Source organism: Nocardia sp. NPDC004068 (genome assembly GCF_042874315.1).
Classification (GTDB): Bacteria; Actinomycetota; Actinomycetes; order Mycobacteriales; family Mycobacteriaceae; genus Nocardia.
The window spans coordinates 211,753-235,948 of sequence record NZ_JBIAMW010000011.1; the positions used below are offsets into that span (position 1 = coordinate 211,753).

25 protein-coding genes are annotated in these 24,196 nt (G+C 69.1%); 13 read left to right on the forward strand and 12 right to left on the reverse strand.

Features of this window, described 5'->3' with window-relative positions; translation table 11 throughout:
• The first annotated feature begins 67 nt into the window (after nucleotides 1-67).
• The 3 genes from ACFYTQ_RS27025 to ACFYTQ_RS27035 all read left to right on the forward strand — a co-directional run bounded on the left by ACFYTQ_RS27025 (nucleotide 68) and on the right by ACFYTQ_RS27035 (nucleotide 2,476).
• On the forward strand, nucleotides 68-508 hold the full coding sequence (locus tag ACFYTQ_RS27025; RefSeq protein WP_387366727.1) for a hypothetical protein: 441 nt from the start codon (nucleotides 68-70) through the stop codon (nucleotides 506-508).
• Between the two features lie 61 nt (nucleotides 509-569).
• Nucleotides 570-1,736, forward strand: coding sequence for a thiolase family protein (locus tag ACFYTQ_RS27030; RefSeq protein WP_387366730.1), 1,167 nt, complete (start codon nucleotides 570-572; stop codon nucleotides 1,734-1,736).
• Nucleotides 1,733-2,476: an SDR family NAD(P)-dependent oxidoreductase gene (locus ACFYTQ_RS27035; RefSeq protein WP_387366733.1), complete on the forward strand. Its 744-nt coding sequence runs from the start codon at nucleotides 1,733-1,735 to the stop codon at nucleotides 2,474-2,476. The genes ACFYTQ_RS27030 and ACFYTQ_RS27035 overlap by 4 nt, the downstream gene beginning before the upstream one ends.
• Before the next feature lie 3 nt (nucleotides 2,477-2,479).
• Here the strand turns inward: ACFYTQ_RS27035 and ACFYTQ_RS27040 are convergent, their stop codons facing one another.
• From ACFYTQ_RS27040 to ACFYTQ_RS27050, 3 genes are all read right to left on the reverse strand, one after another.
• Nucleotides 2,480-2,680 carry a hypothetical protein gene (locus tag ACFYTQ_RS27040; RefSeq protein ID WP_387366736.1) on the reverse strand — a complete coding sequence of 67 codons (201 nt, stop codon included), beginning with the start codon at nucleotides 2,678-2,680 and terminating at the stop codon, nucleotides 2,480-2,482.
• Nucleotides 2,681-2,803: 123 nt separating this feature from the next.
• Nucleotides 2,804-4,657 (reverse strand): long-chain-fatty-acid--AMP ligase FadD32, encoded by a 1,854-nt coding sequence (gene fadD32, locus ACFYTQ_RS27045; protein WP_387366739.1) that lies wholly within the window; start codon nucleotides 4,655-4,657, stop codon nucleotides 2,804-2,806.
• 100 nt (nucleotides 4,658-4,757) lie between these two features.
• Nucleotides 4,758-6,002, reverse strand: a complete 1,245-nt coding sequence (locus ACFYTQ_RS27050; RefSeq protein ID WP_387366742.1) for a KasA/KasB family beta-ketoacyl-ACP synthase — start codon at nucleotides 6,000-6,002, stop codon at nucleotides 4,758-4,760.
• Between the two features lie 266 nt (nucleotides 6,003-6,268).
• On the opposite strand from ACFYTQ_RS27050, the gene ACFYTQ_RS27055 reads away from it, so the two are divergent.
• Both ACFYTQ_RS27055 and ACFYTQ_RS27060 read left to right on the forward strand, forming a co-directional pair.
• Nucleotides 6,269-7,261, forward strand: a complete 993-nt coding sequence (locus tag ACFYTQ_RS27055) for an acyl-ACP desaturase (RefSeq protein WP_387366745.1) — start codon at nucleotides 6,269-6,271, stop codon at nucleotides 7,259-7,261.
• Between the two features lie 434 nt (nucleotides 7,262-7,695).
• Nucleotides 7,696-7,860 carry a hypothetical protein gene (locus tag ACFYTQ_RS27060; RefSeq protein WP_387366748.1) on the forward strand — a complete coding sequence of 55 codons (165 nt, stop codon included), beginning with the start codon at nucleotides 7,696-7,698 and terminating at the stop codon, nucleotides 7,858-7,860.
• Between the two features lie 46 nt (nucleotides 7,861-7,906).
• Here the strand turns inward: ACFYTQ_RS27060 and ACFYTQ_RS27065 are convergent, their stop codons facing one another.
• Nucleotides 7,907-8,632: a VIT family protein gene (locus ACFYTQ_RS27065; protein ID WP_387366751.1), complete on the reverse strand. Its 726-nt coding sequence runs from the start codon at nucleotides 8,630-8,632 to the stop codon at nucleotides 7,907-7,909.
• A gap of 188 nt (nucleotides 8,633-8,820) precedes the next feature.
• Here ACFYTQ_RS27065 and ACFYTQ_RS27070 point away from each other — a divergent pair, with 188 nt between their 5' ends.
• Together ACFYTQ_RS27070 and ACFYTQ_RS27075 are read left to right on the forward strand one after the other, a co-directional pair.
• Nucleotides 8,821-9,738 carry a helix-turn-helix domain-containing protein gene (locus ACFYTQ_RS27070; RefSeq protein ID WP_387366754.1) on the forward strand — a complete coding sequence of 306 codons (918 nt, stop codon included), beginning with the start codon at nucleotides 8,821-8,823 and terminating at the stop codon, nucleotides 9,736-9,738.
• On the forward strand, nucleotides 9,735-10,274 hold the full coding sequence (locus ACFYTQ_RS27075) for a dihydrofolate reductase family protein (protein ID WP_387366757.1): 540 nt from the start codon (nucleotides 9,735-9,737) through the stop codon (nucleotides 10,272-10,274). The genes ACFYTQ_RS27070 and ACFYTQ_RS27075 overlap by 4 nt, the downstream gene beginning before the upstream one ends.
• A 146-nt stretch (nucleotides 10,275-10,420) precedes the next feature.
• Here ACFYTQ_RS27075 and ACFYTQ_RS27080 read toward each other — a convergent pair whose 3' ends face one another.
• The gene (locus ACFYTQ_RS27080; protein WP_387366760.1) at nucleotides 10,421-10,918 is read right to left on the reverse strand and encodes a CGNR zinc finger domain-containing protein; all 498 of its coding nucleotides are present in this window, start codon (nucleotides 10,916-10,918) and stop codon (nucleotides 10,421-10,423) included.
• 25 nt (nucleotides 10,919-10,943) lie between these two features.
• Between ACFYTQ_RS27080 and ACFYTQ_RS27085 the strand changes: the two genes are divergently transcribed.
• The gene (locus ACFYTQ_RS27085; protein WP_387366763.1) at nucleotides 10,944-11,081 is read left to right on the forward strand and encodes a hypothetical protein; all 138 of its coding nucleotides are present in this window, start codon (nucleotides 10,944-10,946) and stop codon (nucleotides 11,079-11,081) included.
• A 139-nt stretch (nucleotides 11,082-11,220) separates the two neighbouring features.
• The gene (locus ACFYTQ_RS27090) at nucleotides 11,221-11,610 is read left to right on the forward strand and encodes a hypothetical protein (RefSeq protein ID WP_387366766.1); all 390 of its coding nucleotides are present in this window, start codon (nucleotides 11,221-11,223) and stop codon (nucleotides 11,608-11,610) included.
• Between the two features lie 68 nt (nucleotides 11,611-11,678).
• On the opposite strand, the gene ACFYTQ_RS27095 is transcribed toward ACFYTQ_RS27090, so the two are convergent.
• The 5 genes from ACFYTQ_RS27095 to ACFYTQ_RS27115 all read right to left on the reverse strand — a co-directional run bounded on the left by ACFYTQ_RS27095 (nucleotide 11,679) and on the right by ACFYTQ_RS27115 (nucleotide 16,576).
• Complete coding sequence (locus ACFYTQ_RS27095; RefSeq protein WP_387366769.1) at nucleotides 11,679-12,404, reverse strand: 2OG-Fe(II) oxygenase; 726 nt, start codon at nucleotides 12,402-12,404, stop codon at nucleotides 11,679-11,681.
• A 64-nt stretch (nucleotides 12,405-12,468) separates the two neighbouring features.
• Entirely contained in the window at nucleotides 12,469-12,939 is a 471-nt protein-coding gene (locus ACFYTQ_RS27100; protein ID WP_387366772.1) for a methylated-DNA--[protein]-cysteine S-methyltransferase, read from the reverse strand.
• 192 nt (nucleotides 12,940-13,131) lie between these two features.
• On the reverse strand, nucleotides 13,132-13,551 hold the full coding sequence (locus tag ACFYTQ_RS27105; RefSeq protein ID WP_387366775.1) for a DUF6098 family protein: 420 nt from the start codon (nucleotides 13,549-13,551) through the stop codon (nucleotides 13,132-13,134).
• The gene (locus ACFYTQ_RS27110; protein WP_387366778.1) at nucleotides 13,548-15,002 is read right to left on the reverse strand and encodes an aminotransferase class I/II-fold pyridoxal phosphate-dependent enzyme; all 1,455 of its coding nucleotides are present in this window, start codon (nucleotides 15,000-15,002) and stop codon (nucleotides 13,548-13,550) included. Before ACFYTQ_RS27110 ends, ACFYTQ_RS27105 begins: the two co-directional genes overlap by 4 nt.
• Before the next feature lie 113 nt (nucleotides 15,003-15,115).
• Nucleotides 15,116-16,576, reverse strand: a complete 1,461-nt coding sequence (locus ACFYTQ_RS27115; protein WP_387366780.1) for a flavin-containing monooxygenase — start codon at nucleotides 16,574-16,576, stop codon at nucleotides 15,116-15,118.
• A 33-nt stretch (nucleotides 16,577-16,609) separates the two neighbouring features.
• Here ACFYTQ_RS27115 and ACFYTQ_RS27120 point away from each other — a divergent pair, with 33 nt between their 5' ends.
• Nucleotides 16,610-17,659, forward strand: a complete 1,050-nt coding sequence (locus ACFYTQ_RS27120) for an AraC family transcriptional regulator (RefSeq protein WP_387366783.1) — start codon at nucleotides 16,610-16,612, stop codon at nucleotides 17,657-17,659.
• A gap of 365 nt (nucleotides 17,660-18,024) precedes the next feature.
• Here ACFYTQ_RS27120 and ACFYTQ_RS27125 read toward each other — a convergent pair whose 3' ends face one another.
• Both ACFYTQ_RS27125 and ACFYTQ_RS27130 read right to left on the reverse strand, forming a co-directional pair.
• A complete protein-coding gene (locus ACFYTQ_RS27125; RefSeq protein WP_387366786.1) occupies nucleotides 18,025-18,504 on the reverse strand; it encodes a nuclear transport factor 2 family protein in 480 nt (159 codons plus the stop codon).
• A gap of 37 nt (nucleotides 18,505-18,541) precedes the next feature.
• A complete protein-coding gene (locus ACFYTQ_RS27130) occupies nucleotides 18,542-21,007 on the reverse strand; it encodes an ATP-dependent Clp protease ATP-binding subunit (protein WP_387366789.1) in 2,466 nt (821 codons plus the stop codon).
• Between the two features lie 162 nt (nucleotides 21,008-21,169).
• Between ACFYTQ_RS27130 and ctaD the strand changes: the two genes are divergently transcribed.
• The 3 genes from ctaD to ACFYTQ_RS27145 are packed head-to-tail and all read left to right on the forward strand — an operon-like array spanning nucleotide 21,170 to nucleotide 24,183.
• Nucleotides 21,170-22,912 carry a cytochrome c oxidase subunit I gene (ctaD, locus tag ACFYTQ_RS27135; RefSeq protein ID WP_387366792.1) on the forward strand — a complete coding sequence of 581 codons (1,743 nt, stop codon included), beginning with the start codon at nucleotides 21,170-21,172 and terminating at the stop codon, nucleotides 22,910-22,912.
• 57 nt (nucleotides 22,913-22,969) lie between these two features.
• The gene (locus tag ACFYTQ_RS27140) at nucleotides 22,970-23,515 is read left to right on the forward strand and encodes a YdcF family protein (protein WP_387366795.1); all 546 of its coding nucleotides are present in this window, start codon (nucleotides 22,970-22,972) and stop codon (nucleotides 23,513-23,515) included.
• 14 nt (nucleotides 23,516-23,529) lie between these two features.
• Complete coding sequence (locus ACFYTQ_RS27145; RefSeq protein ID WP_387366797.1) at nucleotides 23,530-24,183, forward strand: class II aldolase/adducin family protein; 654 nt, start codon at nucleotides 23,530-23,532, stop codon at nucleotides 24,181-24,183.
• The last annotated feature ends 13 nt before the right edge of the window (nucleotides 24,184-24,196 follow it).

The following is a 24,196-nucleotide window of genomic DNA, read 5'->3' on the forward strand; positions in this document are numbered from 1 at the left end:
AGTCTGCCACAGATCGGCTCCCGGCACGCGGTCGATGACGTGGACGAGTTGGTCTATGGTGCAAGTCATGAGCCGCGCGGTGACCCCGGTGTCACGACGACCGGTCGGTCCCGAACAGCAGGTGTCCACCGGCGGCGACTCCTATCAGGAACGGCTCGTCAAGTACTTCCCGATCGAGACCAGCGGCCCCTATCTCGCCGCCTCCGCGGCCATCACCGGCCTCACCGACGCGCACACCACCGCGCGGACCGTCTGGCTGCTGCTCGTCTTCGCGATCCTGTTGCTCGGGACGGTCCCGCTGCTGATGCGGCAGTATCCCGCGGCGAAGTACGCGAATCGGTGGCTGCCGATCGGATTCGGCCTCGCGGCGTTCGTCATCTGGGCCTATTCGCTGGGCGCGCTGCCGCAGGAACTGGGTGTCTACAATCCCGTCGCCGCCGCGGTCCTGCCGATCCTCTATGGATTCGGGGCTAACTTCAACCCGACGAAAGCCGAAGAACCCCGCTGATCCGGACGCGAATCCGTGTTAACTTGAGGACATCAGCGTTACCGATCCGATCGGAGTCACCATGAACTCGGCCGTCATCGTCGACGTCGTCCGCACACCGTCCGGAAAGGGCAAGCCCGGCGGCGGGCTCTCCGGTGTGCACCCGGCCACCCTGCTGGCCGGTGTCCTCGCGGACCTGGTGTCCCGCAACGACCTCGACCCCGCCCTCGTCGACGACGTGATCGCCGGCTGCGTGACCCAGAGCGGCGAACAGTCGTCCAACATCGCCCGCACCGCGCTGCTCGCCGCGGGCTTCCCCGAGTCGGTCCCGGCCACCACGGTCGACCGGCAGTGCGGATCCAGCCAGCAGGCCGCCCACTTCGCCGCGCAGGGCGTGCTGGCGGGGGCCTACGACATCGCCATCGCCTGCGGCGTGGAGTCGATGTCGCGGGTGCCGATGTTCTCCAATGCCCAAGGCGCGGACGCCAATCGGGGCCCGCTCGCGCACCGCTACCCCGAGGGCCTAGTGCAGCAGGGCATCGCCGCCGAGGTGATCACCGCGCGCTGGAAGCTCGATCGCCCCACCCTCGACGAGTTCGCCGCGCGCTCACACCGATTGGCCGCCGAGACCGCCGCCGCGGGCGGTTTCGCCAACGAGCTGGTGGCCGCGGGCGAGCTGACCGCCGACGAGACCATCCGCCCCACCACCACGGTCGAGGGCCTGGGCAATCTGAAGCCCGCGTTCACCAACGAGGAGTTCGCCCGTCGCTTCCCCGAGATCGACTGGTCGATCACCCCGGGCAACTCCTCCCCGCTCACCGACGGCGCGTCCGCGGCGCTGATCATGAGCGAGGAGCGGGCGAATCGGCTCGGCCTGCGGCCGCGGGCGCGGTTCCACTCCTTCGCGGTGGTCGGCGACGACCCGCTGCTGATGCTGACCGCGGTCGTCCCGGCCACGCGAAAGGTGTTGGCGCGCGCGGGATTGTCGATCGGCGACATCGACGCCTACGAGGTCAACGAGGCGTTCGCGCCCGTGCCGCTGGCGTGGCAGCACGAACTCGGCGCGGATCCGGCGCGGCTGAACCCGCGCGGCGGCGCGATCGCCCTGGGCCACCCGCTCGGCGCGTCCGGCACCCGCATCCTCGCCACGCTGGTCAACCATCTCGAGCAGACCGGCGGCCGGTACGGGTTGCAGACCATGTGCGAGGCGGGCGGGCTGGCCAACGCCACCGTCATCGAGCGGCTGTGAGCGCCGCGCGCAGTGCGCTGGTCACCGGCGGCTCGCGCGGCATCGGTGCCGAGATCGCCCGCCGCCTGGCGGGCGACGGCTACGCCGTGACCATCGCCGCCCGCACCGCCGACACCCTCGAGCGGACCGCGCAACGACTCCGGGACGAGACCGGCGGCGAGGTGTTCCCCTTCGCCGCCAACATGACCGACGCCGAACAGCTCGGCGCGCTCGTCGACGCGCACGCGTGGCGCTTCGGCGGGCTGGATCTGCTCGTGCTCAGCGCGGGCACCGGCACCGCGGGACCGGTCGCGGAGATGACCGCCAAGGCGCGCGAGCGCATGCTCGAGGTGAACTTCCGCGCCCCGCTCACGCTGATCCAGCACGCGTTGCCGTTGCTGCGCAAGAGCGCCGCCGCGGCGCCGGAACGGGGCGCGAAAATCGTTGCGATCGCGTCGATCACGGGCGTGGCGGGCGAGCCGGGGCTGGCCGCCTACGGCGCGACCAAGGCGGCGTTGATCTCGCTGTGCGAGACGCTGTCGCTGGAGGAGTCGCGCCGCGGGGTGAGCGCCACCGCCCTCTCCCCCGGCTACGTCGACACCGATATGAGCGCCTGGAAACAGGGCGAATTGGGCGCGGACGCCATGCTGCCGACCTCCGACATCGCCGAACTGGTCCTCGCCATCGCGCGGCTGTCCGCCCGCGCGGTGGTGCCCAATATCGTGATATCCCGTGCGGGCGAACAACTCTGGCGGGCCTGAGCCTCAGCTCGGGCGGCGGCAGCTGTCGGGTACCAGGTGACCCGCCCGGACGAGCGCGTCGTAGGCGGCGCGCTTGTTCGGGCAGTTGTCGGTCGAGCAATCGGTGTGCATCTGCATCACCCGGTGCGCCCGCTCCACCGGCAACCGGCCCGGCGGAGCCGAATGTGTGCTCAGGGCAAGGAAATCCGTGATCGAATACTCCATGGCACGCTCCCTGGTGACGGGTCTGCACCGACCATGTCCGTAACCACAGAGTAGCTCGATAACGGCTCGCCGAAGCAGGACAAGCGCCGGACACCTGGGTGCCCGGCGCTCGCGGAGGCCGCGCTACGGCGTGTCGGGAAACGCTTGCTGCCGTTGGCCGCCGCGCAGGGTGCCGTTGAGATACGCGGCCTTGCAAGCGCGCCGGGCGATCTTGCCGCTGGAGGTTCGCGGGATCGAGCCCGCGGGCACCAGCAGCAGCTCCCGCACGGTCACCCCGTGCCGCCGGGCGATCGCCCCGCGTACGGTCTCGGCGACCGGTTCGGGATCCAATTTGGCCGCGCCCGTATTCCTTTCGGCGACGATCACCAGCTGTTCGGTCCCCGCCGCCGCGTCGGGCAGATCGTCGGGCGCGACGGAGAACGCCGCCACGAAGCCGGGCCGCAGCGCGTCCGAGGACTCCTGCGCCGACATCTCCAGATCCTGCGGGTAGTGGTTGCGCCCGTCGACGATGACGAGATCCTTGACGCGGCCGGTGATGTAGAGCTCGCCGTTGTGGTAGGCGCCGTAGTCGCCGGTGGCCATCCAGTGCGCGTCGGGGTCGGTGCCCTCGGCGTGGCTGCCCGACGCCTGCCGCGCGGTGAGCCGGTTGCGGAAGGTCGCCTCGCTCTCCTGCGGCCGTCCCCAGTACCCGATGCCCATGTTCCGGCCGTGCAGCCAGATCTCGCCCACCGAACCGTCGTCGCGCTCGGCGCCGGTCTCCGGATCCACGATCACCGCCCACTGCGACCGCGCGACGTAGCCGCAGGACACCTGTGCCACAGCGCTTTCCGCGTCGGCGTCCACCTCGACCATGCGGCCCGCGTTGAGCTGACCGCGGTCGACGTAGACCACCCGGGCCTCGTCGTCGCGCCGGGTCGCCGAGACGAACAGCGTGGCCTCGGCCATGCCGTAGCACGGTTTGATGGCCGTCTTGGGCAGCCCGTAGGGGACGAACGCCTCGTTGAACTTCTTCATCGAGCTCACCGACACCGGCTCGCTGCCGTTGATCAACCCGATCACGTTCGACAGGTCCAGATTCTCGCCCGGTTTGGGCAGTCCGCGCATCGCGGCGTGCTCGAACGCGAAATTCGGTGCGGCGGCATAGGTTCCGGCCCCGTCGGAGGCGGCGGCGAGTTCCTTGATCCAGCGGTACGGGCGGCGCACGAACGCGCTCGGCGACATGATCGTGATGAACTTGCCGACGATCGTCGGCAGGATCACGCACAGCAACCCCATGTCGTGGAACATCGGCAGCCAGGTGACCCCGCGCGCGTTCTCGACCAGGCCGAGCGCGTCGATCATCTGCAACAGATTGGTGCCCACCGAACGATGCGTGATCTCGACCCCGGCGGGCGTGCGGGTGGACCCCGAGGTGTACTGGAGATACGCGACGCTGTCGATGTTGATGTCCGGCCGCACCCAGCTCGCGCCCACGCTGTCGGGGATCGCGTCCACGGCGATGATGCGCGGCCGCTGGGAGGCGGGCAGGTGCCGGAAGAACTCCCGCACCCCCGCCGCGGACGCGCTGGCCGTCAGGATCGCCGAGGGCTGGCAGTCGCCGAGCACCGCGTGCAGGCGATCGGTGTGGCCGGGCTCCTCCGGATCGAACAGCGGCACCGCGATATTGCCCGCGTACACCGCCGCGAAGATGGAGACCACGTAGTCCAGCCCCTGCGGCGCCAGGATCGCGACCCGGTCGCGCGGGCTGGTCACCTGTTGCAGCCGGGCCGCCACCGCGCGCAGCCGGACACCGAACTCGCGCCAGGTGAGTTCGTGATACTCACCGTCCCGTTCGCGGGAGTAGTCGATGTAGCGGTAGGCCAGCTCATCCCCGTTCGTCGCACTGTGCATGTCGACGAAGTCGATCAGAGTCGAATCACCACGGATGTCGAGATTGCCGTGTTCGTCCAAATAGTCATCGAAAGTCTCGCCGATCATTCCCTATCCTTTTTCACGCACGGCGCTTTCGGCCGTGCCATGACACCGATACGGATCGACACCGAAGCCCGAACAGTAGCAGCGCTTCGGCGGGGTTTGCTCAATATCGCCCGAATGTCAGCGAGACATTGTGGCCCCCGAATCCGAACGAGTTGTTGACGGCGTAGTCGATCCGGCCGGGGCGCGCTTGGCCTTTGACGATGTCCAGTTCGACGGTCGGATCCTGATTGTCCAAATTCAAAGTCGGCGGCACGATCGCATCGCGAATGCTGAGTACCGTCAACACCGATTCGAGCGCGCCGACCGCGCCGATGGAATGGCCGAGCGCGGATTTCGGCGCGTACACCGACGCGTGCGAACCGATCGCGCCGGCGATGGCCAGCGCCTCGGAGGTGTCGCCGATCGGGGTGGCCGTGGCGTGCGCGTTCACATGTGCCACATCGGTTTTGGCGATACCCGCGGTCTCGATCGCGCGGGTGATCGCCCGCGCCGCGCCCTTGCCCTCGGGATCCGGGGCGACCAGATGGAAGCCGTCGGAGGTCACGCCCGCGCCCAGCAGCCGGGCGTGGATGGTGGCGCCGCGGGCCCGCGCGTGCTCCTCGGTCTCGATCACCATCATCGCCCCGGCCTCGCCGAACACGAAGCCGTCGCGGTCGAGATCGAACGGGCGCGAGGCGCGCTTGGGATCGTCGTTGCGGGTGCTCATCGCGCGCATCATGGAGAACGCGGCGATCGGCAGCGCCTGGATGGAACCCTCCACCCCGCCGGTCACGACCATGTCGGCGTCGCCCATCACGATCATCTTCCACGCGTTGGCGATCGCCTCCGAACCCGACGAGCAGGCCGAAACCGGCGTCGCGATACCGGCTTTCGCGCCCAGTTCCAGACCGACCACGGCGGCCGAGCCGTTGGGCATGATCATCGGCACGGCCAGCGGCGGCACATGCTTGTAGCCGCCGTTCTGCATCTTGTTGGTGGCGTCGATGTAGATCTCCGCGCCGCCCAGGCCCGTGCCGATCGAGACGCCGAGGCGTTCGGTGTCGACCTCCGGATTCCCGGCGTTGCGCCACACCTCGCGGCCGAGCACCAACGCCATCTGCTCGACGTAGGACAGCCGGCGCGTCTCCTCGCGGGTGAGGTTGGTGTCGGGCTTGACCTTCAGATGCCCGCCGATGCGCACGGGCAGTTCGAACTGCTCGACGAAGGCGTCCTCGAGGACGTCGATACCGCTCTCGCCGTTGAGCAGTCCCTTCCAGGTGGAGTCGACGTCCCCGGCGATCGAGGTGGTCGCCGCCAGGCTGGTCACGACGACGTCGGGGTAGCGCCTACGGCTGGAAATCGTCATTCTCGGCTCTCTTTCGGTGGCAACACTGCGGGGTAGGGCAATACTGCGGCGAATCCAAGCGAAAGCGACATCCACGGCGACGGGAACACCTTGTCCGGCAGGCGTTTACCGCCTGCCTCGAGTGCCCGGCCGAGGCGGGACTACATTATCGAGGCGTACCTGACCGGCCAAACCACGTGTTACACAGCAATCCGGTCGCTAATGCACTGTACCGGTTTCTTCCCGCAACGTCTCACCCGCGATCCGTATCGAGGAAAGGCATCATCGTGGCCAGGAACCTCACGCAGCTCGAACTGCTGCTCGAGCTGGAACCCGTCGCCGCCCGCAATGTCGATCGGCACCTGTCGATGGCCAAGGAGTGGCACCCGCACGACTACGTCCCCTGGTCCCAGGGGCGCGACTTCGCCGCCCTGGGCGGGATCGACTGGGACCCCGCGCAATCCCGATTGAGCGAACTCGCCCGCGCGGCCATGATCACCAATCTGCTGACCGAGGACAACCTGCCCTCCTACCACCGGGAGATCGCCGAGAACTTCTCCCAGGACGGCGCGTGGGGCACCTGGGTGGGCCGCTGGACCGCCGAGGAGAACCGGCACGGCATCGTCATGCGGGACTATCTCGTCGTCACCCGCGGCGTCGACCCGGTCGCCCTCGAACGGGCCCGCATGATCCACATGACCAACGGCTACGACCCCATGCGGCTGGTGCGCGAGGCCGGCGGCGGCGAACATCTGGCCGACACCGGATTCCTGCACTCGGTCGCGTACGTGACCTTCCAGGAACTCGCGACCCGGGTCAGTCACCGCAACACCGGCCGCGTCTGCGACGATCCCGTGGCCGACCGCATGTTGCAACGCATCGCCGCCGACGAGAACCTGCACATGATCTTCTACCGCGACATGTGCGCCGCGGCCCTGGATCTCGTGCCGGATCAGGCCGTCACGGCGATCACCGACATCGTGTGCCACTTCCAGATGCCCGGCGCCGGAATGCCCGACTGGCGGCGCAACGGCGTGTTGATGGCCAAACACGGCATCTACGATCTGCGCCAGCACCTCGACGAGGTCGTCCTGCCGGTCCTGCGCAAGTGGAACGTCTTCGAGCGCAACGACTTCGGGCCGCGCGGCGAACAGGCCCGCGAGCGCCTCGCCGCATTCCTCGAACGCCTGCGCGAGGACTGCGCCCGGTTCGAGGAACAACGCGACCGGGCGCTGGCCCGTGAGGCCGCCCGCCGCGGCCTGGTGAGCGCCGAGCGCTGACCGGCGTACCGGTGCGCCGGGGCCGACTCCGCCTGCCCCAGCGCACTTCTCGATGGACGGACGGCCGGTCGTAGGGGCTTTCGCGGCGCACCGGTCGTCCGTCCAGTGGCCCGCCGACCCCGGGAACGCGACATGCCGCGGGCGACGGGCGTTTTCGACGCCGACGGGCCGCCCGCCCCGCGGCGGCGGCCCGCTCGCCAAGGCATTTCGGCACGTCGCGGACGCATTTGCCTGTGCTCGAGGGGGTTTCCCGGACCGGCGCGGACGGGGGCGGATCACATCGGTGTTAGCTGGTCGTCGCGGGGGTACTCCCCGGTGCGGCGAGCGCTCGATCGGAAGTTCGTGCACCTCCGAGCATTTCGATATGGTCTCGACCCGACATGGAGTGGCAGAACACATTGCCAGAAGATTGCCGTAAGGGCACACTGGGAGGCATGACTGCAGTACCCCACGCGGCTCGCGCGACCACCCGGAAATCCGGGCCGGTCACCGTGGACGCACCCACCTCCAACGTGCACATCCGGCTCCGCATCGACGACCCCGAACGTCAGGCCAAGCTGCGCACCGCCCTCGAGCGAATCCGGCTCGGGAACCACTGATTTCGACCCCGGGCTCGTCGCCGACGACCCGGGGCCGGTGTTCGTCTCAGATCGTGATTCCGACCAGATGCCCGACCGCGTAGGTCGTGGCCATCGCCAGCGCCCCGCCGAGCAGGACCCGAATCGTCGCGCGCCCCACCGGCGCCCCACCCAGGCGGGCGCCGAGCGCGCCGGTCAGTCCCAGGGCCAGCAGCACCGCGCCGACCGTCGCCGGCACCCGGATCGCCGCGGGGCTCAGGATCGCCAGCAGCGGCAGCAGCGCCCCGAGGGTGAACGACAGCGCCGACGACAGCGCGGCGTGCCACGGATTGGTCAGGGCCGTGGGATCGATCCCCAATTCGGCCTCGGCGTGCGCGGTGAACGCGTCGTTCTCGGTGAGTTCCTCGGCCACCCGCCACGCCGTCGCGGGTGAGAGGCCCTTGCCCTGATAGATCGCCGCCAGCTCGGCCAGTTCCTGTTCCGGCATCTCGGCCAGCTCGCGCCGCTCGACCGCCAGCACGGCCCGCTCGCTGTCGCGCTGCGTGCTCACCGACACGTACTCCCCCAACGCCATCGACACCGCCCCGGCCGCCAGTCCCGCCACGCCCGCGGCCACGATCGCCGCCGAATTCGTCGTCGCCGCGGCCATCCCGACTACGATGCCCGCCACCGACACGATGCCGTCGTCGGCCCCCAGCACCCCGGCCCGCAGCCAATTCAGCCGCGCCCCGAGCCCACCGCCGTGCGGCTCGCCGTGCGCCGCGGCGACCACCGTCTCCTGCTCTGTCCGCATGCGCCCAAACTATCGATTCCGCGGCCGGTCCGCCAGCAATGCCAGCCTGCCCATATTTAGGTAATGCATTGCACGCCAAGGGTTTCCAAACCTAACCGGTACGTCGGTCCGGGCGCTCCCGCGGACCCGCCACGCCTTGCGCAAGAACGGTCAAGCGGGCCGGGGCGGTCGGGGACCAGACTCGTAGCGTGACCAACGGACGAGATCGGCTGCGCGAACTGCTCGACGCGGTCCTGGACGAGCGGAACACGACACTCACCGACATGGCCTCGGGCGTGTACGCCTCGCCCTTCCATTTCGCCCGCCAGGTGTCCAAGGGGACCGGGGAGGCGCCCGTGGCCATGCGGCGGCGGGTGTTGTTGGAACGGGCCGCGTGGCAGTTGAGTACGGGAGCGGCCGTCACCGAGGTGGCGTGGGCGGCGGGCTACGACTCGGTCGAGGGCTTCAGCCGGGCGTACAGCAGGGCGTTCGGGCACGCGCCCAGCGCCACCCCGCGCCGACCGGCGACGCGCTGGCTGCCCGCGGTCAACGGAATCCACTTCCATCCGCCGATGTCGCTGTGGGTGGAGAGCGAGCCGAAGGGACGGTCCGATATGGATCCGACGACACTGCTGGTGCATCACGACCTGGACGACACCCGCGCGCTGCTGGACCTGGCGAAGGGTCTGGACGACACGGCCTATCGGCGCAAGCGCGGAAACGGCACGGCGCTGGCCTGGGACGGGCCCGACGATTCCCTCGCGACCGTACTGGACCATCTGATCTGGGCCAAGGAGGTGTGGCTGGCCTCCATCGAGGGCGCCGACCAACCCCCGCACGGCCCCGACGATACGGCCACCCTCGCACGGCGACTCGACGAGGTGGCGCCGCGCTGGCTGGACGCGGTGCGCGCGATCGACCGCCGCGGCGGCTGGAACGACACCCTGATCGACGCCCTGTGCGAACCGCCCGAGAGCTTCGTCCTGGGCAGCGTGCTGGCGCACGTCCTCACCTACTCGGCGCATCGCCGCCAACTCGCGTGGCAATGGCTGCGCGCCGAAAACCCCGCCGCCGCGGACGAATACGGCGATCCCATCATGTGGCTACGACGGAGAGGCAACGCATGACCCGCACCATCTACTACACGGCGACCACCCTCGACGGGTTCATCGCCACCCCGGACCACTCGCTGGACTGGCTGCTGACCCGCGACAACGACCCGGCCGGGCCGATGGGCTACGAGAAGTTCATCACCGGGGTCGGCGCGATCGTCATGGGCGCCAACACCTATCAGTGGGTGCTCGACCACCAGTCCGCCGAACCCTGGCCGTACACCGTACCCGCTTGGGTGGTCACCCACCGCGAATTCGCCGCGCACACCGACGGCGAGGTCCACTTCACCAGCGAGGCGATCCCCGCCCTGCACCGGCGACTCGCCGAAGCCGCGGGCGGACGCGACATCTGGGTGGTCGGCGGCGGCGATCTGGCCGGGCAGTTCCTCGAACACGACCTGCTCGACGAGGTCATGGTGAGCATCGCCCCCGTGACGCTGGGCGCGGGTGCGCCGCTGCTGCCCCGACATGCCGAATTGAAGCTCACCGCCCTGGAACGGAACGGTGAGTTCGCCTGCGCGAGTTTCGAAGTCGTGCGCGCGGGAGGATGAGAATCCCGACTCGCGAACAGTCGCGTTCGTGGACTATGCTGTAGCACATGATCGACGCGGGGCGGCCCGCGTCGATCGGTGCGCGGACAACGGCGTTCGCGTTCGCGCCGTGCCCGGGCCGAGGCGGGGACGATCCGGTGAGCGCGTCACACCGCGCGCCGCCGATGCTCTGCGACATGTACGCGGGTCGAGCACCGCGTGGAGCAGAAGCGTCGGCGGCCGTTGCGCGAGGTATCGATGAACACCATCCGGCAGCCCGCGCGCGAACAGCGGCCGATCCGCCCCGGCGCCTCGCAGAACAGGGTCGCCAACCCCGCCGCGGTGTAGGCCTTCACCCGCTCGTCCATCGGGTCACCCTCCCACGCGTAGTGCAGGTGCGGCGCGCGGCCGTCGTGCGTGGAAATGTATGGGCGCGTGGTGGTTTCGGCCAGCAGGCCGTTGAGCCGCGCGACCGTCGGCTCGGCGAAGACCTCGTCCAGACGGCGGATCCACTCCCGCAGGCGGGCGTCCTGCGCGGCGTCGAGCCCCGTGATGGGCGCGTACCCGAACTCGTCGAGCACCCGGATCAGATCCGCACCCGGCTCGGCGTTCACCAGCAGCGCGGCCAGTTCCGCCGCCGACCCACCGTAAGGGTTGAAATGCATTGACCTATTACAGCAGGGTGGAGGCATGTCCGCCACCTGCCCTTCCTGCTCCTGGCCCGCCCCCACCGCGATCTCGACCCACGGTTCGGTGCGCTATCTGCGCTGCGTCTGCGGCCGCTGGCTGATCGTCGAGCACGGCGAGCTGGTCGCCGCCGCGGCGTGAGCGCCTTCGCCGCCCGGCGTGTCGACGGCGTGTCCACCTGATATCGGCCCTGCGCCAACGCTTTCGAGGGGATGCCGCCACATCCGCCGAACCATGCCCCCTAGACTCTGCGGCACCCGACGGGAAAGGGCTCCGCAGCATGGACGCGGTCATCACGGCAGTCGCGACCGAGGCCAAACGTCTCATCGATGCCGCCTGGCTCGGCCGAATCACCCGCGACGAGGCGATCCACCGCTTCGTCCAGGTGAGCGACGGCCTGGTGGAGTACGACATCGCCGAGGACATCATCGACGACGGCCTCACCTGGCTGAACGCCCATTCCACCCGCCTCCGCATCCTCGGCTGGTGCGCCCTCCTCGAACCCCCGATCTTCGGCGCCCTGGCCATCTTCGGCGCCGCCACCGCCGACTACGCCGCCGCCGCAGTAGCCCTCCTCCTCCTGGCCGCCCTCCGCTACACCCACCGCCGCTTCGCACCCCACCCGACACCGCTCGGCCGCCGCCCGCGAGCGAGGTCCCGGTTCGATTGAATCGGGTTGTGCGCGTGGGTTTTCGGCACTGCGGTAGGGCCGGCCGTTTGCGCCCAGCAATGTGTACATCACGCCTCGTGAAAGACGAGGCCGAGGGTGTGCCGCCGCCCGGAACGCACGACGCTCACCCCGTGGCGCATCGGCGCGGCCGACCAGCCGCGTGAACTCCGCACGGGCCGTTCGCGAGTGGTGAAGATCAACCCGTGTCCCCGCGGCAGCGTCACCGCGGCTCCCCGCGACTGCGCCCGCGGCCGCTGCTCGACCATGAGGAACTCCCCGCCGGTGTAATCCACTCCCGGGGTGTCCAGCCCGATGACCACCTGCAACGGAAACACCATCTCCCCGAACAGATCCCGATGCAGCGCGTTCCAGTCCCCCGGCCCGTACCGCAACAGTATCTGAGCCGATTTCGTCTGCCCCGCCGCATGACACCGGGCCACCCACTCCGCCAACCCCTCCGGCCACGACCCCGCCCGCCCCAACCGCCCCGCCCAATCCCGCGCCACCCCAAGCAATTCCGGATAGAACGCCCCCCGCAACTCCCGTACCACCTCCGGCAACTCGTGCGTGAAGTACCGATACTCCCCCGCCCCGAACCGATGCCGAGCCATATCGACGGTACTCCGAAACCGCCGATCGTCCCCATACATCTCCGCCACCTCCCGACACCGCTCCCCCGACAACAACGGCCCGGTCAACGCATACCCGAACTCATCCAACTCCCGCCCCAACCGCCCCCAATCCTGCTCCGCGACAACATCCGCCACCGACCGCTTCCCCGCCTCCCCACTCACCGCACCCCTCCCTCAACCACTCCCAACCGCCCCACGCCCATCTCCTTCCTCGACCGCATTCCACTCACCCCACACCCTCGAGCTCCAACAACCGCCGCTTCCGCTCGATCCCGCCCGCGTATCCCGTCAGCGACCCATTGGCCCCGATCACCCGATGGCAAGGCCGCACGATCAACAACGGATTGGCCCCGATGGCCGCCCCCACGGCCCGCACCGCCGCCCGCGGCGCCCCCACCCGAGCCGCGATCTCCCCATAACTCACCGTGCTCCCATACGGAATCTCATCCAACGCCCCCCACACACGCCGCTGAAACTCACTCCCCACCCCCCGAACCTCGACATCGAACCGCCGAACCTCCCCCGCGAAATACCCCCGCAACTGCTCCACGATCTCCGCGAACCCCTCCCCCCACTCAACCCCGCCCCCGCTCCCCCCACCCATCGAAACCCGAGTCAAAACCACCGACCCCCCAACCTTCTCCCCCACCAACACCAACTCCCCCACCGGGCTCTCCACCGTGGTGAACACACCCATGACAACTCCTTTCCGATTCCCGTACCCCACCAATCTCCCCCACCCCACCTCCCCACACTGGCGGCAATCGGCCATCACATTCCCCAGGTAAACCACCCCAGCCGCACCCTTTATTCGAATCCGCACCCCTTACAGGGCTATACAACGTGTGCGGATCCGAATAAAGGGTGCGGCTGGGTTCGTGGGCCTGGGTCAGGAGCGGGAGTCGCGGCCTACCTGGAAGCGGTCGTGGTAGAGCTTCTGGGCCTCGTCGATGACGGTGTCGGAGATGCGGGCGACGGGGGTGATGGCGGTGACGACGGGTTCGTGGTCGGGGCCGCGGCCCACCTCGTGGCCGGTGAGGAGCCAGGCGAATCGGCCTCGCTCGGCGCCGAGTTCGGAGTATTTGCAGAGGCGGCGGGCCACCCATTCGCGAGCGGGGCGGGGCCACCAGGGTTCGGGGACGAGGGTGGTGACCGAGAGGCCGGGGAGGGTGACCTCGGCCTCGTAGTCGCGGCTGGGGCCGGCCTCGGCGTCGGCCTCGGGGCCGTGGGAGTAGCGGAGGTAGAGGGGATTGTGGGTGATCAGGTCGGTGAGTTCGTCCAGCGTCTCGACAACGGGGAGCTCACTCATCGGGCCACGACCCGCAGCGTCTTCAATTCGGGATCCTGCGGATCCGGGACGTTCAGGCCGTATTCGATTCCGCTGCGCAGATAGTCGACGACGGCCCGATCGATCAGCTCGCCGGGCACGATCACCGGAATCCCCGGCGGATACGGCGTCACCTGTTCGGCCGCGATCCGCCCGGCCGCCTGCTCGATCGGCACCGCCTCGGTCGGCCCGAAGAACGCGTCGCGCGGCAGCATGACCGTCTCCAACTGGAGATCGCGCGGCGCGGGCAGATCGATGGGATGCGGTGCGGGATCGGACAATTGGACGCGCCACGCGGTCAACGCGTCCACCAGGGCGTCGACGGTCGTCTTGTCGTCGGCCATCGACAACGTCGCCAGCACCCGCCGATGATCGCTGTGCCCGAGGTCGATGCGGCGGTTCTCGCGCATCCAGTCCGCCACCTCGTAACCCGAAGCGCCCGTGGCGGATACGTCCATGAGCACCTGCATCCGATCGAGATCGTGCGACGCCTCCACGCCCAGCAGCTGCTCCTCCATCACCTCGATGCCGGGAATCCGCGCCAGCTCCTCGCGCGCCCGTCGCGCGGTTTCCAGTGCGGCGCCGAGCAATTCGTTCCCGTGCTCGACCATCTGCCGCCGCCACCCGTCGATCGCCGCGTACAGCAACACATTCGGGCTCGTCGTCATGAGCAGATCCGCGCACAACTTCAACCGACCGAAGTCGACCAGATCGCCCTGGGCGTGGAAGACCGAACCCTGCTCGAAACCCCCACCCATCTTGTGCACGCTCACCACGCAGATATCCGCGCCCGCGTTCATGGCCCAGGTCGGCAGGTCGTCGTGGAACGGCAGATGCGCGCCCCACGCCTCGTCGATGATGAGCGGTTTGCCACGCTCATGGCAGATTTCGGCGATCGCCGCGATATCGGCGCAGGTGCCGTACGGGCTCGGGCTGACGATCAGCGCACCCGCGGCCTCGGGATGCCGTTCCCACGCCGCGCGCACCTGCTCCGGCGAGGGCGGATGGGAGAAGTGCCGATCCTCGTCCCAGCGCGGCGTGATCCAGTGCGGCTGCACACCGGAGAAGATCAGTCCGGCCGTCACGGACTTGTGGCTGTCGCGCCCGAGGATCAGGCCGCCGTCCCCACCCGCGATCGCCATCATCGCCGCCTTGACCGACAACGAACTGCCACACGTGGAGAAGAACGCCATCTCCGCGCCCACGGCGTCGGCCATCAACTCCTCGGCGTCACCGAGATACCCGCCGCGCGAAAGCCGGTCGTCCACACCGGGCCCCGCCAGCACATCGACTTGCAGCGCGCCGCCGAGTATCTCGCGCACGCGCGGATCCGCGCCGCGCCCCTGCCGATGCCCGGGCGGGGTGAACCCGTACCGCCCCAGACGCTGATAGTCGGCCAGTGCTTCCACCATCGGTGCCCGTGAATGGTCCACACCGGCCGCGTACCCACCAACGCCCCCAGCACACCTCCGGCATCAGGCCGGGCCGCGTCCCGAACTCACCGTCAGCGATCATCGAGGCCCGCGGGAATTCACCCCCACCACACTCAAGCTCGTTGCAACGCCGGTGCCCGATCCACCGGCTTCAGCGTCCGATCGAGATTGGTGCGCATGGTCGTGGCGGAGTCGAGCAGGTAGTTCTGCCGCACCTTCCACGGATGCCGGTCGCCCTGGCGCGGGAAGTCGGCGATCGAGCGCTGGATGTAGCCGGAGGCGAGGTCCAGCAGCGGATGCTCGGCCAGATCGCCCTCGGGCTCGGGGACCACGCCGCGATAGCCGCGCCGGTCCATGAACGCCAGCACCCGGCACACCAGCCGCGAGGTGAGATCGGCCCGCAACGTCCAGGACGCGTTGGTGTATCCGATGCACACCGCGAAGTTCGGCACCCCGGTCATCATCGTGCCCTGCCAGACGAACCGCTCGGACAGTTTCACCGGCTCGCCGTCCACGACCAGCGAAATACCGCCGAACGCAAGCAGTTTCAGCCCCGTGGCGGAGACGACGATATCGGCGGGCAGCACCTTCCCCGACGCCAGCTTGATGCCCTCGGGCACGAAGGTATCGATGCGATCGGTGACCACCTCGGCCTTGCCCTTGCGCATGGCCTTGAAGAAGTCGGCGTCCGGCGCGGCGCACAGCCGCTGATCCCACGGGTTGTAGCTGGGCGTGAAGTGCTCGGCGACCAGCGCCTCGTCCTTGAGGATGCGGGTGGTCAGCCCGGTCAGCAGCTTGCGCGCGGCCTCCGGGCGACGGCGGCAGTACTGGTAGAAGCCCACATTGAACAGGATGTTCTTGGTCCGGATCACCCGATGCGCCAGCGCGGGCGGCAGCAGCTCGCGAATCCGGTCGGCGTACTTGTCGCGCCCGGGCACCGCCGAGATCCAGGTGGGACTGCGCTGCAACATGGTCACCAGCTCGGCCTCGTCGGCCATGGACGGCACCAGCGTCACCGCGGTCGCGCCGCTGCCGATCACCACGACCCGCTTGCCCCGGTAGTCGAGATCCTCCGGCCAGAACTGCGGATGCACCATGGTGCCCGAGAACGATTCCACCCCAGGGAATTCCGGCGAATACCCCTGATCGTAGTCGTAGTATCCCGAGCAGCAGTACAGGAATCCGCAAGTGAGCGAACTCCTTTCGCCGTCGCGCTCGACGGTGAGCGTCCAGCGGGCGTCGCCAGTGGACCACTCGGCCCCGATCACCTTGGTGCGCAACCGGATTCGCTGCTGGATACCGTTGTCGCTCGCGGTCTCCCGGATGTAGCGCAGGATCGACGGGCCGTCGGCGATGGATTTGGCGTCGCGCCAGGGCCGGAACGGATAGCCGAGGGTGAACATGTCCGAATCCGATCGGATGCCCGGATAGCGGAACAGATCCCAGGTGCCGCCGAGGGCGTCGCGGGCCTCGAGGATGGCGTAGCTCTTACCGGGGAGCTCGGTCTGCAACCGGTAGGCGGCCCCGATGCCGGACAGCCCCGCGCCGACGATGACCACGTCGAGATGTTCCATACTTCCAGTTTCCTGACCGACGACCATGACTTCTTGACTCTACGCGACAACTATTTGATTCTGGACGACATGGCGGCGATCAGATCGGCCGGGTTGCGCGGGTTCCGCGCCACGGTCGCGGAATTGGGCGGGAACGCGGACGAATTCGCCGTGCTCGCCGGTCTGCCCGTCGCCGCGCTCGACGCCGACGACCTGCTGATTTCCGATACCAACGTGGCGGCCGTCCTGGAGATCGCCGCCGAGCGGCTGCACTGTCCCGATCTCGGCCTACGCATCGCCGCCCGCCAGGATCTGGGGATGCTCGGCCCGCTGGCGCTGGCCATCCGCACCTCCCCGACCCTCGCCGACGCGCTCGAGTGCACCTCCCGCTACCTGTTCGTGCACGCCCGCGCGCTGAGCCTGCGCCTCGAGCCCGACCCGTACGGCGACCGCGGCCTGATCGCCCTGCACTACGGGGTGCCGTCGCCCCCGCCCGTGCAGGGCACCGACCTCGGACTGGCGTTCCTGCACCGCGCGATCCAGCGGCTCGTCGAGGGTCCCTACGCGCTGCGGTCGGTGGATCTGCCGTATCGGCCGCCCGCCCCGGTGGAGGTGTACGAGCAGTTCTTCGGCGCACCGGTCCGTTTCGAGCGGCCGCGCGCCATGCTGCGCGTCCCCCGCAGCCTCGCCTCGCACACCCTCGCCGCGGGCGACGAGAAGCTGCGCCGCCTGGCGGTGGCCTTCCTCGCCGAGCAGGCGGGCGACGCCGGAGCCTCCCTGGTCTCCCAGGTCAGCGCCGCCGCCCGGCAACTCCTGGGCACCACCACCCCCGAAATCGCCGCCGTCGCAAGCCTTCTCACCATGCACCCGCGCACCCTGCAACGCCGCCTCGCCACCGCGGGCACCTCCTTCGCCACCATCCTCGACGAGGTCCGCCGCACCGAGGCCCACCGCTACCTCACCTCCACCGACCTCCCCCTGAGCCAGGTCGCCTCCCTCATCGGCCTCGCCGACCAATCCACCCTCACCCGCTGCTGCCGCCGCTGGTGGCACACCACCCCCTCCGCGATCCGCCGCGACCACGCCCGCGCCCGAACCGCCTGACCCGACCGCCTCGTCGGCCCCTCGGCTCGGCGGCGGCCCCTCGGTTCGGCGGCGGCCCCTCGGTTCGGCGGCGGCCCCTCGGTTCGGCGTCGGCCGGGGCAAGTATGGCCGCCCTGCCGACGGCGACCCCGCTCGCGCCACTGCGGGCTCGGCTCGCGGCCACCGAGGCCACCGCGCGCTCGGCTCACGACCGCCGACGCCACCGCGCGCTCAGCTCACGGCCGCCTGGCCCACCGCGCTCAGCTCGCGGCCGCCGACGCCACCGCGCGCTCGGCTCGTGGCCGCCGAGGCTGCTCTGCTCCCGAAGGCACTGGGCCACATCGGGTTTCCCGATCGGGCGGACCAGGGCGCCCGATACCGCGCGGCTACGACACCTGATCCGGCGCCCATCGATTGGCGGTGAGCGTGAACCCGGGCATCGACGACAGCGGCAGCATCGCCTCGTAGATGCGCTCGTATCCGGTGTGCGCGATTCGCCACCGCCCGCCGTCGAGCCGGTACCGGTCGCGGTAGTAGGCGGCGCCGCGGATCAGCACCCCGTGTTCGGGGACGATGACCGTGTCCTCCAGACACCAACTGCCCGTTGCGGTTTCGCCGTCCACCTCGATGTCCGGATGCGAGCACACGTGCACGGTGACGATATTGCCGCTCAGCGAGTCCCGCATGAAGTCCACGATCTCCTGCCGGCTCGCGAACCGCAGCGGCCGCCCGCCCGAGGGCGAGCCGTACTCCCCGACCGCGTCCTCGGCGAGCGTGTCGGCGAACTCGTCCCAGCGCTTGAGGTCCAGCGCGCGCAGGTACCGGTACTTGAGCGCGCGAATCCGCTCCACGGCCACGAGATCCACGATGATCCACCTCCTGGCCGACACTGTAGAACGAGTTTCAGTTTCCCGCGAGCGAAGCCGCCTTTCCGTCCCGGCTCACCGCCGCGACCTCCAATCCGGCGTCGTCGGCGTCGACCCGCACGGTGTCCCCGGGATTCAGTTCCCCGCCCAGCACGAGGGTGGAGATCCGGTTCTCCAGCTCCCGCTGCACGGTCCGGCGCAACGGCCGCGCCCCGAACTCGGGCTGATACCCGTTCTCCGCCAAGCGATCTCGTGCGGCGTCGGTGACGTCGAGGTCGATGTCCTGGGCGCGCAACCGGCGGCGCGGCCCGTCGAGCACCAGATCCACGATCCGGCGCAGCTGGGTCTTGTCGAGCCGCTGGAACACGATGGTCTCGTCGATCCGGTTGAGGAATTCGGGCCGGAAGTGCTGCCGCAGCCGTTCGGTCAGCTCCGGGGTGAGCGCGTCCACGTCCCCGGCCGGGGCGCGCAGGATGAGGTCGGAGCCGATATTGCTGGTCATGATGACGATGGTGTTCTTGAAATCCACCGTGCGCCCCTTGGCGTCGGTGACCCGGCCGTCGTCGAGCAGCTGCAACAGCACGTTGAACACGTCCGGATGCGCCTTCTCGACCTCGTCGAACAGGATCACCGAATACGGTTGCCGCCGAACGCGATCGGTGAGCTGGGCCGCGTCGTCGTAACCGATGTATCCGGGCGGTGCGCCGACCAGCCGGGAGACGGTGTGCTTCTCCTGGAACTCGCTCATATCGAAGCGGATCATCCGGTTCTCGTCGCCGAAGACGGCCTCCGCCAACGCCTTCGCCAGCTCGGTCTTGCCGACGCCGGTCGGCCCGAGGAACAGGAACGACCCGATGGGCCGGTTCGGATCCTTCATCCCCGCGCGCGCCCGCCGCACCGCCTCGGCCACCGCGACGATGGCCTCGTCCTGCCCGACGACCCGCTTGTGCAGCACCTCCTCGAGCCGTAGCAGGCGCTGCTTCTCCTCGACCGTCAGCTCCGCGACCGGGATGCCGGTCCGGCGGGAGACGATCTCGGCGATGTCGTCGACGCGGACCGTGGGCGAGTCGTCGTTCGCCACGTGCTCGACCCGTTCCTGAGCCGCACCCAACTGTGCCTTGAGCTCGTCGGCGCGGGCGTAGTCCTCGGCCGCGACCGCGGCGTCCTTCTCCCGTTCCAGCCGGGCCAGCTCCTCCTTGGCCTCGCGCAGCTGCGGGCCGGGCATGTGCGCGCGCAACCGGACCCGCGCGCCCGCCTGGTCGATCAGGTCGATGGCCTTGTCCGGCATGAAGCGGTCGGTGATGTATCGATCCGACATCTCCGCGGCGGCCACCAGCGCCTCGTCGGCGTAGTGCACCCGATGGTGTTCCTCGTAGGTGTCGACCAGGCCGCGCAGGATCTCGATGGTGTCGGTCACCGAGGGTTCCGACACCAGCACGGGTTGGAAGCGGCGTTCCAGCGCGGCGTCCTTCTCGATGTGGCGGCGGTACTCGTCGATGGTCGTCGCGCCGATGGCGTGCAGTTCGCCGCGGGCCAGGGCGGGTTTGAGCAGATTGCCCGCGTCCATCGAGCCCTCGCCGCCCGATCCCGCGCCGACGATCGTGTGCAGTTCGTCGATGAACAGGATCAGCTCGTCGGAATGCGCGCGCACCTCGTCGAGGACCTTGGTGAGCCGTTCCTCGAATTCGCCGCGATACTTGCTGCCCGCCACCAGCGAGCCGACGTCGAGGGCGACCACCCGCCGCCCGGCGAGGGTGCTGGGCACCTCGTCGTTGACGATGCGCTGGGCCAGCCCCTCCACGATCGCGGTCTTGCCCACGCCCGGATCGCCGATCAGCACCGGATTGTTCTTGCGCCGCCGCGACAGGATCTCGACGGTCTGCTGGATCTCCTCCGCGCGCCCGACCACCGGATCGACCTCGCCCGCGCGGGCCTCGGCGGTCAGATCGCGACCGTACTCGTCGAGCGTGGGGGTGTCGCTCTGCTTGCGCGGCCCCTCGCCGCTGGGCAGCTTGGCACCCGAAAGTGCCTGCGCCGCAGGCGAATCGGAGTTCGAGGCGATGCCGAGCAGAATGTGTTCGGGCCCGATGTAACTGGCGCCCGCCTCGGCCGCGCTGCGCTGGGCCGCCCGCAGGGTGAGCCGGGCCGCCGGGCCGAACCCCACCACCCCGTCGTCTTGTCCGGCCTCGCTCGACCCGTTCCGGTTCATGGCCTCCCGCATCTGGTTGGCAATCTTGTCCGGGTCGAGGCCGAGTTCGCCGATCACGGTGCGGGACGGCTGCACTCGCGCGGCGGCGTAGAGGAGATGTTCCGGGGTGATCTCGGAATTTCCCCATTGCCGCGCCGCGTCGCGCGCCTCGGTGAGCAGATTCTTGGCATTATCGCTCAGGAGACGGGCCAGGTCGGTGCGTTGGACGGGTGGCTGAGCGGTGAGGCCGGGGCCGAAGAACCGGCTGAAGATGTCATCGAACGTTCCGAACGAGCTGGGCCAGGCTGCGGTCATGAGCACCCCTCGTCGTGTGGGTCGTTTCGGCGCGGGTACCCCGGTACCCGTGGCGACTAACGAGGTTTGGCGAACTTTTGGCGAACATTATCGGTCGGCATTCGGCGCAAACGATCTTCCCCCGGTGCCACACTCGAAACCGGTTGGGCTCGAGGAGGAACTGTGACCACAGCACCGTCCCGCGACACGCCCCGGATCGACGCGGCCCGGCCCTATCCGCGCCGCTCGGGCCCGAAGGGCTCCCGCGTCTGGGACGTCATGACCACCACCGACCCCAAACTGCTCGGGGTCATGTACATCGTGTCCGCGATGGCGTTCTTCCTCGTCGGCGGGTTGATGGCGTTGCTGATGCGCGCGGAGCTGGCCCGGCCGCATCTGCAATTCCTCTCCACCGAGCAGTACAACCAGCTGTTCACCATGCACGGCACGATCATGCTGCTGTTCTACGCGACGCCGATCGTGTTCGGCTTCGCCAACTGCGTGCTGCCGTTGCAGATCGGCGCGCCGGATGTGGCGTTCCCGCGGCTGAACGCGCTGAGCTACTGGATGTACCTGTTCGGCGCGCTGATCGCCACGGGCGGATTCCTCACCCCGGGCGGCGCGGCCGACTTCGGCTGGACCGCCTACACCCCGCTCAGCCTGATCGAGCACTCCCCCGGCGTCGGTGGTGACCTGTGGGTGATGGGCGTGGCCCTGTCGGGTGTCGGCACGATCCTGGGCGGGGTCAACATGATCACGACCGTGGTGTGTCTGCGCGCGCCCGGGATGACCATGTTCCGGATGCCGATCTTCACCTGGAACGTCCTGGTCACCAGCGTGCTTGTGCTGCTGGCCTTTCCGATTCTGACCGCCGCGCTGATGGCCCTCGAGGTGGACCGGCATCTGGGCGGGCACATCTACGATCCGGCCACCGGCGGGCCCATCCTCTACCAGCATCTGTTCTGGTTCTTCGGGCATCCGGAGGTCTACATCGTCGCGCTGCCGTTCTTCGGGATCGTCACCGAGATCATTCCGGTGTTCAGCCGCAAACCCGTGTTCGGGTACACCGCGCTGGTGTACGCGACCCTGAGCATCGCGGCCCTGTCGGTGGCGGTGTGGGCGCATCACATGTATGCCACGGGAGCGGTACTGCTGCCGTTCTTCTCGATCATGACGTTCTTCATCGCGGTGCCGACGGGGGTGAAGTTCTTCAACTGGATCGGGACCATGTGGCGGGGGCAGCTCACGTTCGAGACGCCGATGCTGTGGGCGCTCGGATTCATCGTGACGTTCCTGTTCGGTGGGCTGTCGGGGGTCATTCTGGCGAGCCCGCCGTTGGACTTCCACGTGACCGACTCGTATTTCGTTGTGGCGCATTTCCATTACGTGCTGTTCGGCACGATCGTGTTCGCCACCTTCGGCGGAATCTACTTCTGGTTCCCCAAGATGACCGGCCGCTTCCTAGACGAGCGGCTCGGCAGATTGCATTTCTGGACCACGTTCTTCGGCTTCCACCTGACCTTCCTCGTGCAGCACTGGCTGGGCGCGGAGGGTTTCCCGCGCCGGTACGCGGACTATCTGCCGACCGACAACTTCACCGTGCTCAACGAGATCTCCACGGTCGGCTCGTTCGTGCTCGGCCTGTCGATGGTCACGTTCGTGTGGAATGTGTTCAAGAGCTACCGGTACGGCGAGGTCGTCGCCGTCGACGACCCCTGGGGTTACGGCAACTCCCTCGAATGGGCCACCACCAGCCCGCCGCCCCGCCACAACTTCCACGAGTTGCCCCGAATCCGCTCGGAGCGACCGGCTTTCGAACTGCACTACCCGCACATGGTGAACCGTATGCGCGCCGAATCCCACGTCGGCTGGGGCGGAAGCTCCCACCGAACCGCGCAGGCCGTGCCTACAGAGGCGCCGCGGTAGGGGCGGTGTGAACCGCAGCTCACGGAGGCACCCCCACAGGACCGGTATCGTCGCTGTGTGGGTGCACTCCGACGAGCCGTGGTCGCGCTCGTCGGCTCGGTCGTGCTGATCGCGGGTGTCGCCATCGCGGGGCTGCCGGTGTTCGTGCGGCCGCAGATCGATCCGTTGCGGCCGGCCGACGCGATCGTCGTGCTGGGCGGAACGGCCTACGCGCGCTTCGACATCGGGCTCGATCTGGCCCGCCGCGGGTACGCCCCGGATCTGCTCATCTCACGGTCGACCGGGGCCGACGATCCGGTGATGGACAAGTACTGCGACGGCGAATACCCGTTCCACGTCCAGTGTTTCGTGCCCGACCCGTGGACCACCCAGGGCGAGGCGCAGGAGATCGCGCGGCAGGCGGCGCGGCACGGGTGGCGGCACATCATCGTCGTCACGAACACCCCGCACGTGTCCCGGGCCCGCTACATCGTGGGCAAGTGCTTCTCCGGGGAGATCACCATGCGCGCGAGTCCCGCCGAATCCGGGCTGCGGTATTGGGCGTGGATGTACGTGCGGCAGTCCGGGGGCTATCTGCGCGCGTTCGTGACGCCGGGCTGTTGAATAGGCTGAGCGCCATGCCGACACTGCTGCCCAGCCAGCGCGCCGAGGTGGCCGCGGCCTGCCGACGTCTGGCCGAGGCGGGGTTGCTGATCGGGACCGCGGGCAATGTCAGTGTGCGCGTGGACGATCTGATCGCGATCACCGCGACCGGGACGGTGCTCGGACGGCTCACCGCCGACGAGGTGACCGTGGTCGATCCGGACGGGGCGGTCGTGGCCGGAGGGCTGGCGCCGACCTCGGAGCTGCTGTTGCATCTGGGGATCTATCGGGACTTCCCGGTGCGGGCGGTGGTGCACACCCACGCGCCGCGCGCGATCGCGCTCGGTCTGGTGCGCGACGAACTGCCGGTGATCCACTATCAGCAGCTGCCGCTGGGCGGGGCGACGCCGGTGGTGCCGTTCCACCCGTTCGGAACCCCGGAACTGGCCGCCGCCGTACGCAATTCGCTCGTCGACCGGCACGCGGTGCTACTCGCCAACCACGGCGCGGTGGCGACCGGGCAGAGCCTGGACCAGGCCGTCGAGCACGCGCTGCTACTGGAATGGGCATGCGGCATCTACCTCGACGCCGCGGCCGTCGGCCAGCCCCGACCCCTCACCGACGACCAGCAGGCCGCCGTCGCCGCGGTCGTCGCCCGCCTCGACTACGGGACGCCCAAACCACTCTGACCCCGCGCACGCG

Bases quoted from the DNA above. Each gene is read 5' to 3' on its own strand.
- ACFYTQ_RS27025 (WP_387366727.1), top strand. From the start codon at position 68: ATGAGCCGCGCGGTGACCCCGGTGTCACGACGACCGGTCGGTCCCGAA.
- ACFYTQ_RS27030 (WP_387366730.1), top strand. From the start codon at position 570: ATGAACTCGGCCGTCATCGTCGACGTCGTCCGCACACCGTCCGGAAAG.
- ACFYTQ_RS27040 (WP_387366736.1), bottom strand. From the start codon at position 2,680: ATGGAGTATTCGATCACGGATTTCCTTGCCCTGAGCACACATTCGGCT.
- fadD32 (WP_387366739.1), bottom strand. From the start codon at position 4,657: ATGATCGGCGAGACTTTCGATGACTATTTGGACGAACACGGCAATCTC.
- ACFYTQ_RS27050 (WP_387366742.1), bottom strand. From the start codon at position 6,002: ATGACGATTTCCAGCCGTAGGCGCTACCCCGACGTCGTCGTGACCAGC.
- ACFYTQ_RS27060 (WP_387366748.1), top strand. From the start codon at position 7,696: ATGACTGCAGTACCCCACGCGGCTCGCGCGACCACCCGGAAATCCGGG.
- ACFYTQ_RS27065 (WP_387366751.1), bottom strand. From the start codon at position 8,632: ATGCGGACAGAGCAGGAGACGGTGGTCGCCGCGGCGCACGGCGAGCCG.
- ACFYTQ_RS27075 (WP_387366757.1), top strand. From the start codon at position 9,735: ATGACCCGCACCATCTACTACACGGCGACCACCCTCGACGGGTTCATC.
- ACFYTQ_RS27080 (WP_387366760.1), bottom strand. From the start codon at position 10,918: ATGCATTTCAACCCTTACGGTGGGTCGGCGGCGGAACTGGCCGCGCTG.
- ACFYTQ_RS27085 (WP_387366763.1), top strand. From the start codon at position 10,944: ATGTCCGCCACCTGCCCTTCCTGCTCCTGGCCCGCCCCCACCGCGATC.
- ACFYTQ_RS27090 (WP_387366766.1), top strand. From the start codon at position 11,221: ATGGACGCGGTCATCACGGCAGTCGCGACCGAGGCCAAACGTCTCATC.
- ACFYTQ_RS27100 (WP_387366772.1), bottom strand. From the start codon at position 12,939: ATGGGTGTGTTCACCACGGTGGAGAGCCCGGTGGGGGAGTTGGTGTTG.
- ACFYTQ_RS27105 (WP_387366775.1), bottom strand. From the start codon at position 13,551: ATGAGTGAGCTCCCCGTTGTCGAGACGCTGGACGAACTCACCGACCTG.
- ACFYTQ_RS27115 (WP_387366780.1), bottom strand. From the start codon at position 16,576: ATGGAACATCTCGACGTGGTCATCGTCGGCGCGGGGCTGTCCGGCATC.
- ACFYTQ_RS27130 (WP_387366789.1), bottom strand. From the start codon at position 21,007: ATGACCGCAGCCTGGCCCAGCTCGTTCGGAACGTTCGATGACATCTTC.
- ACFYTQ_RS27145 (WP_387366797.1), top strand. From the start codon at position 23,530: ATGCCGACACTGCTGCCCAGCCAGCGCGCCGAGGTGGCCGCGGCCTGC.